This is a genomic window from Hydrocoleum sp. CS-953, assembly GCF_002260545.1.
Lineage (GTDB): Bacteria > Cyanobacteriota > Cyanobacteriia > Cyanobacteriales > Microcoleaceae > Trichodesmium.
Genome location: NZ_LGSU01001167.1, coordinates 1 through 7,482, shown reverse-complemented (window position 1 = coordinate 7,482; position 7,482 = coordinate 1). Strand labels below are relative to the sequence as shown.

Below are 7,482 nucleotides of genomic sequence, written 5' to 3'. Positions count from 1 at the left end.
TGGGAAACCCGCCAGTTTAAACGGCGGGATGGAAGCGAATCGACGGGTTTTAACCCGTAGTCATGTTGACAATTCAAGGACACTTCGCTAAGATAGACATTATAAAGCGAAAACTATTGTATGTACCTAACTCAAAAGAACAAAATTAGAAATTTGTCTAGCACCGAATTTAAAGCATTGAAAGCTTTGTGCAGATTATCTAAAAATATGTACAATGTTGGCTTGTATTCTGTGCGACAATTCTATTTCTCTGAGGGCGGATATCTAAGGTATGAATCCAACTATCATTACTGCAAAGAAAACGAAAATTATCAGCTACTTCAAACTGATATTGCACAACAGACTTTGAAAGTTGTTGACAGGTCTTTTAAGTCATTTTTCAACTTAATTCATAAGGCCAAAGAAAGTCTGTATCGGTTTGAACAAATACGAATGCCTAGATACCTCAAAAAAGAGGGATATTTTCCTTTAATCATACCTCGAATTAGGGTAAAAGACGGATGTTTTAATATTCCAATGTCTCAGAAATTCAAGGCTGAATATGGTGCAGTAAAAATCCCTTTCCCTGAAAGATTGGCAGATAAGAATCTCAAGGAAGTTAGAATAATTCCTAGATTTGATGCCCAGTTTTTTGAAGTAGAATTTATTACGGAGTCGGAACCACAACCAGCAGTAAAAACAGATAATGCAGTAGCAATCGACCTTGGTTTAGACAATCTAGCCACTTGTGTATCAAATACTGGGTCATCGTTTATTCTAGACGGTAGAAAACTTAAATCAATTAACCAGTGGTACAACAAAGAAAATTCTAGATTGCAATCNATGCAGTAGCAATCGACCTTGGTTTAGACAATCTAGCCACTTGTGTATCAAATACTGGGTCATCGTTTATTCTAGACGGTAGAAAACTTAAATCAATTAACCAGTGGTACAACAAAGAAAATTCTAGATTGCAATCTATAAAAGATAAACAGGGTATTAAAGGTTTGACAAAAAAACAAATTAGTATCACTATAAATCGGAATAATAAAGTTAGAGATTACCTAAATAAAGCAGCTAGGTATTTAATAAACTGGTGTAGTAAAAATCAAATATCTACTATAGTTGTAGGTGTTAATCCTGGCATGAAACAAAATATAAATTTAGGCAAGAAAACCAACCAAAAGTTTGTACAAATACCACACCATAACTTGAGAATGAAACTAAAATCTATGTGTTATAGATACGGGTTGACTTACAAAGAACAGGAAGAATCTTATACTTCTAAAGCTAGCTTTTTAGACGGTGATTTAATACCTGTTTATAATGCTGATAACCCTACTGAATATAATTTTAGTGGTAAACGAATCAAACGCGGTTTGTACAAAACTAGGGAAGGAAAATTGATAAATGCTGACTGTAATGGTGCAGTAAATATTGGAGTTAAAAGCAACCTGAATGGGTTCACCCCGGACAGATTAGAGGCATCTTTGGCTATGCCATTAAGGGTAAAATTTGATGTGACTTCAGTCCATCAAATTTGTGACCCTTAAGAATCCACGCGACTTTCAGTCCGTGGAGTGTCAAGGATACACTAATACTCAACTAGCAGCAGGGTTAGTAGGTGCGCTGCAAGTTAACCCCAACTTCGATGAACCAGACCTAAATAAATGGGACCCAACCTCGGAAAATTTCTATTTGATGACCCTTAACACCTTTGGTCTCCAGCAAGTAGATCGACCAGGTTCCCCAGACGATCCCCTCAATCAAAGTGATATTCCATTACCTGCGGGTACACCTGTACAAACTGAAGGATTTACAGATGATGGTCTGCCAATTTATGAACTATCAGATGCTGTATTTATAGGTTATAACGCTAAACCAGTTCTCTATAACCCTGAACTACCTCTGGGTAGAAATGAGGATGGTACAAATAATCCCGAGATATTTGAATATGGCGGTGGTGTTTTAGAGACACCAGCAGAAAACGTTATTCACACTATTAATGGTCAATATAACCCCACACTTGAATTAGAGACTGGTGAGTTACAAACATTTTCGCTCCTAAATTCAGATGTTAATTCTCACCATGTTCTTCAGTTATACAAAGAAGAGATCGGTCCTGATGGGGAAGTTACTCTCGAACTCCAGGAAATGACTTATGTAGGTCTTGATGGTGACTCTTTTCCTGGTCGGGCTACAGAAGAAGTCCGCAGAACTATGGAAGATTCACCAATTTTCCAACCTGGGCAACGGATAACTATAGATCATTCTTTTACCGAACCAGGTAAGTATTATTTGCTATCTAATGGTACGCCAGAAATTGTGGGTGAAGATAGCCCAGAGTTGATCCAGACAATGACGGCTAAATTGCCAGAAGGTACTGAATCTCAAGGATTTGATGATGGTCACTATACTTGGGGACCCCAGGTTTTGATGACTTTTGATGTAACTGGTCCAGAAACTGCTCCAGCTCCAATTCCAGAAGCTTATGATAGTCTCGAAGAAAGAGTTGAAACTCTGATAGAGAGAGTTAATGCAGCGGAAAATGGTGTTGGTGTAGACCGGGAACGTACATATATTTGGAGTGCAAATATTGGTGGAGCGATCGCCGAAGGTAATATTCCAGATGACTTAGAGGTACATACATTCGAGGGAACTTACAGAATTAATGGCGGGTATTTTCTCCCTGGAACTGAGACTCCAATAGCGCTGCCAATGTTAGGTACAGCAGAAATCTGGAATGTGTTTAATATCTCTGGGTTAGATGATGAAACATTGCTAGAAGATGGTTTTCCAAATCTTCCGCTCCTAGAATGGCATCCATTCCACATTCACCAAAATCCTTTTACAGTTTTAGATATCAATGGTCAGCGCATCGCAGATTTAGATAATACTTATCTACCTTATATAGAAGGGGATACCATTGCTCTACCCCCTACTCATCAGGAAGGTACAGTGACAGAAACGAATCCCTACGGTACAGCAGAATTTAATGGTGACGCTTCCCTAGTCAGAATGTATATGCAGTTCAAAGACTATGATGGTAGCTTTGTGAATCATTGCCATATTCTGTTCCATGAAGATGCGGGTATGATGGCAGTTGTCCGGGTGATTCTAAATACAAATGATACTTGGTTAGGTTTGAGCAATGAAGAGGGAGATGCTGATGGTACGAGTATTGAACTACTCCGGGGTAGCGGTGTCACAGGACCTAGCCTTAATTTGAATCCTTTTGGTTCTGATTTTACAGGTGGGGTAGATATTGATATTGATGATGTGAACGCTTTGCTACCATTTGTAGGCAATAACGTTACTGATAATACCACTGATGTTGTTGCTATGGAGATTGAAGGGGATCATACAGTTCGAGTATTTGATGGCAGGTCATTATTTAATCTGCAAGCACAAGGTATAACAGATGTTGATGGTGATGACACTTTACAAATTGCTGAATTTAATGCTTTTGAGGAAGTAGATGATATTGCAGGGGAAAAAGGATCTGTTGCTACTGGTGATATTCTGGGAAATGGCTTTGCTGACATAGTTACTGGTATAGTTACAGAAGACGGGGTATTGATTGAGATTTATAATGGTGAAGATTTTGAGCTGCTTACCAGTATACTTATTGATGGATTGGTCTCTGATGATGATGATTTAGAGAATAATCTCAATGTAGCGGTGGGAGATGCTGCTGGAGATAACTTTGAGGATATCTATATTACTAATCATGGGAAATTAACGGTTTTGAGTGGTATTGATATTGAGAAAAAGATCGCAGCAGGTGAAGAAATTGATTTCAGTGATGTAGTAGCGGCAGGGCTGGAAGAACCTATTAGTCCTTACGGAGAAGATTATACAGGGGAGATTGAGGTTACTTCTGGCTATGTTCTCCAGCGCCCCGAACCTGAAGATGATAATCCTCCTACTGAAGATTTCAATCTGGACGATCATTCTTTTAATACTAATGTTCAAGGTAATAATGCTAACATTACTACATTTGCTGTTGATCGCGAACAGTTAGCAGAGGGTGATGAGCAAGTGAAGATTTGGACTTACACTGGAGGAGGACACCACGGTGGACATGGTGGAGACGATGGGGAACATGGTGATGGGGAACATGATGGTGAGCATGATGGTGACATGGATGATATGGAACACATGGACGACATGGATGACATGGAAAACATGGATGACATGGAAAACATGGAAATGAGTCAAGTAGAGACTGATGATGATGATGACGATAACGATGATGATGCCGAAGCAGGAGAGTCCGAGCTGCCAGTTGAGCTAGCTGCTGCATTTACCCCTGAAGGTAATATCACAAATCTATCTGGTACTTTTGCTGACGTTCCTGGTCATCAAAGAGGCGAACCAGTTTTATTTGTTCAAAATGAAGAAGGTACTCGCGAGATATTTCAAGTCCGAGGTGGAAATTTATTCGCAGGAAATACAATTGGTACTGTAGGAAATGATAGTATTGATGGAGGTAATAATAATGACAACATCTATGGGTTAGAAGGAGATGATATCCTCAATGGTAATTTGGGGGACGATTTGTTAGATGGCTTTCGAGGTATTGATTCCCTCAATGGTGGTGCAGGAAACGATTCTTTCCGTGGAGGAAAAGATGACGATATCCTGATAGGTGGAGAAGGAGCAGACATTCTCAATGGGGAACGAGGAGATGATATGCTGACAGGTGGAGCAGATCCCGATATATTTGTCTTCGATACTGATGAGGTATTCGATGCAAGTATGTTAGGTGTTGATTCCATAACTGACTTTAATGGAGCAGAAGATTTAATCGAACTTGAAGCTGTTACTTTCACCGCATTTGATACAACAGAGAGTATACAAGAGAATTTTGCTGTTGTTGCTAATGAAAGTGATGCTGCTGCATCAGAAGCATTCATTGTTTACGATAGTACAACTGGTAATTTGTACTATAATGTTGATGGTACTGTTCCTGGTTTCGGTAGTGGAGGTCAATTTGCTACATTAGAAGGTGCGCCAGCGTTAGTAGCTGAGAATTTTATGTTGGGTTAGAATTCATCAAAATCAGGGGGTGCAGTTGCGCCTTCTGATTTTTTTGATTATATAGAATCCATTTGAACCGTTGTCATTGTGACGATAGGAAGCAATCTCCGCGCACTTCTGAGATTACTATCCGTTCCGGAATGCGAGGCAAACCTTACACTCCGTTTCAGTCGCAATGACTTATACCATTTCTCAAAAACTTTTCTACATTTGATTGAGTAGGGGAGTAGGGGAGTAGGTAGGGACGTTGCATGCAACGTCCGTACGGAGAAGTAAAAATAAGGATAATCTAAGATTACAGCAGTTTCGGAGTTAGTGAGGTACAAATTTTAGGACTTTAGGCAACAGGCACTATTGCTACAGGCAAAAGATAATTAATTAAAGTGTACCTCACCATCCTAAAAAGTGCTGTAAATTGCCTCAAATCAGCAAAAAGGTAATTATGCTAAGGTAATTACTTAATAACTGAAGTATTAATCAAGTATAGCATTAATGCATGGGAATTGGTATTAGATATATTAATTATCCGGATTTTATATTACAAACAAATTTGGGAATCTTGAAATACATTATTTTGTCAATTGTTTTATTTATTTTTTTCTTTGCTGTTGCACCACCTGTAGCAGCATCTTTTTGTCGTAATTATAATGGCAATAAAATTTGTATTCTCAGTATTAAACGCAGTGCTAAAAACTATTGGGAATATCGAGCAGAAGTTAGTATTAATAGTGTGAGAAAACCATTAGAAATTTATAATTGTCGCACTCAACAGAAAATTCAAAAAAATGGTAATATTGTAAAATTTACATCTAATGGTGCTGGGAAATTAATTTGTAATGTTCTTGATAAATAGACATATCCAGAAAAAAGGGAGTAGGGGGAAATATGTCGATGATTTCTTTGGGGTCATTGATTTTATTCTTTATTATTAGAGATGTCTAATAATAAAGAATATTAGGGAAGAGTGATATGGAATTTGGTAGTATCGCTATAAAAAAGTATAGAAACCGGGTTGATATTAAATGCCCCATCTAACTAATATTTACCTCCCATAAACCCGGTTTCTTATAACACTTCTATTGCAAGCGGATTTAATATCAGGAAGGAATAGGAAGACTAACTACTAAAGTCAAATAATTGGAAAATCTTAATTAAACATAACTGTACATTCCTTGTTATATCAATGTAATAATTCAGCTATTAGCTGTCAAGCCTCCTGGATCGGAACTGCGAAATTAACCAAATAATGAATAATTCCTTATGTGGTTAAAGGAGTATACTTTAGTTGTAACTTTTAATTTTCTTTGGAAACTAATTTCTCCTTCATATTAGTGAGATAATAACTTCAGGACTTACGCAAAGGTACTATATATAGAGTTTAAAAACTATAACGTTATAGTTTGTGACTCTATATATATGGTCTGCTGCGTAAGTCCTAAACTTAATAAATTATAGCTGATGGCTATTTTCGGCTGTCGCCGACATGGAAAGCGGAGCATTCCCTATACGAAAAAACGCAGTTCCTCCGACAGGAGGCTAACTGATACAATTTATCGACGAAAGACTCAGACTTTATATGTAAAATGGGGTGATTGGTTAACACCAGTATTAGTTGTAGGAAGTGTCTTAACAAAAATAATTTTAGATGGTTTTAGGGAGTAGAGAATATGGAAAGTAGGATAGGGAAAAAANTATATATAGAGTTTAAAAACTATAACGTTATAGTTTGTGACTCTATATATATGGTCTGCTGCGTAAGTCCTAAACTTAATAAATTATAGCTGATGGCTATTTTCGGCTGTCGCCGACATGGAAAGCGGAGCATTCCCTATACGAAAAAACGTAGTTATGACCTAGGAGGCTAGCTGACGGCTGAATGCTTAGATATCAATAGCAAACTTTTTGAGATTTATATAATAAATATTTCCTGCCTCTTTTATGAAAGTTTCAGATTCAAAATCCTCTCAATATTAGACAAGATTTATCAGTCAAATATCAATCTTTAAAAATCAAACTCCTGACAGTTTGCTTGTACAATTTTTCTGACTTCTCCAGGCTCTAATTTCATTAATTTCTGAGTTGCTTGAATTTGAGTTGGTTGATTTTCTAACTGTTGGCGTTCAATTAATTCCCATTCTTCTGCTGTTTTTGTGTAGCGCCTAGATGTAGCTCTATCCATATTTAAAGATGTGGCAACCTCATTGAGAGAATCCCATCCTGGTTGATTTCGCATTCTATGTAAATACCGAGTCATTATATCAATATCAATTTTCATAGTCTATTTTTCTACTTAATTCTCTACAATTAAAACTATACAAAATTCATCCATAGAAATTACATCTTAGAGCTGATAGCTATATTTATAAGTATTCAACTGAACATCAGATCGAAGAGGAGTCAAAAAAGAACTTCTCCGCAGACTTATATCATATTCGGTTAAATAGTTACTATAATTAAAGC

The 7,482-nt window shown here is 37.3% G+C and carries 5 protein-coding genes and 1 pseudogene; 5 read left to right on the top strand and 1 reads right to left on the bottom strand.

Features of this window, described 5'->3' with window-relative positions; genetic code table 11:
* Positions 1-120 precede the first annotated feature (120 nt).
* The 5 genes and pseudogenes from AFK68_RS45675 to AFK68_RS18690 all read left to right on the top strand — a co-directional run.
* Positions 121-821, top strand: a pseudogene (locus AFK68_RS45675) (RNA-guided endonuclease InsQ/TnpB family protein); the annotation flags it as partial.
* 12 nt (positions 822-833) lie between these two features.
* A complete protein-coding gene (locus tag AFK68_RS18705; protein WP_246844281.1) occupies positions 834-1,532 on the top strand; it encodes an RNA-guided endonuclease TnpB family protein in 699 nt (232 codons plus the stop codon).
* A 22-nt stretch (positions 1,533-1,554) separates the two neighbouring features.
* Positions 1,555-5,031, top strand: a complete 3,477-nt coding sequence (locus tag AFK68_RS18700) for a multicopper oxidase domain-containing protein (RefSeq protein WP_143438029.1) — start codon at positions 1,555-1,557, stop codon at positions 5,029-5,031.
* A gap of 565 nt (positions 5,032-5,596) precedes the next feature.
* The gene (locus tag AFK68_RS18695) at positions 5,597-5,875 is read left to right on the top strand and encodes a hypothetical protein (RefSeq protein WP_371357444.1); all 279 of its coding nucleotides are present in this window, start codon (positions 5,597-5,599) and stop codon (positions 5,873-5,875) included.
* Positions 5,876-6,480: 605 nt separating this feature from the next.
* Positions 6,481-6,684 (top strand): hypothetical protein, encoded by a 204-nt coding sequence (locus AFK68_RS18690; protein WP_094674067.1) that lies wholly within the window; start codon positions 6,481-6,483, stop codon positions 6,682-6,684.
* Between the two features lie 340 nt (positions 6,685-7,024).
* On the opposite strand, the gene AFK68_RS18685 is transcribed toward AFK68_RS18690, so the two are convergent.
* Entirely contained in the window at positions 7,025-7,297 is a 273-nt protein-coding gene (locus AFK68_RS18685; protein ID WP_094674065.1) for a transcriptional regulator, read from the bottom strand.
* Positions 7,298-7,482 lie beyond the last annotated feature (185 nt).

Bases quoted from the DNA above. Each gene is read 5' to 3' on its own strand.
- AFK68_RS18690 (WP_094674067.1), top strand. From the start codon at position 6,481: ATGGCTATTTTCGGCTGTCGCCGACATGGAAAGCGGAGCATTCCCTAT.
- AFK68_RS18685 (WP_094674065.1), bottom strand. From the start codon at position 7,297: ATGAAAATTGATATTGATATAATGACTCGGTATTTACATAGAATGCGA.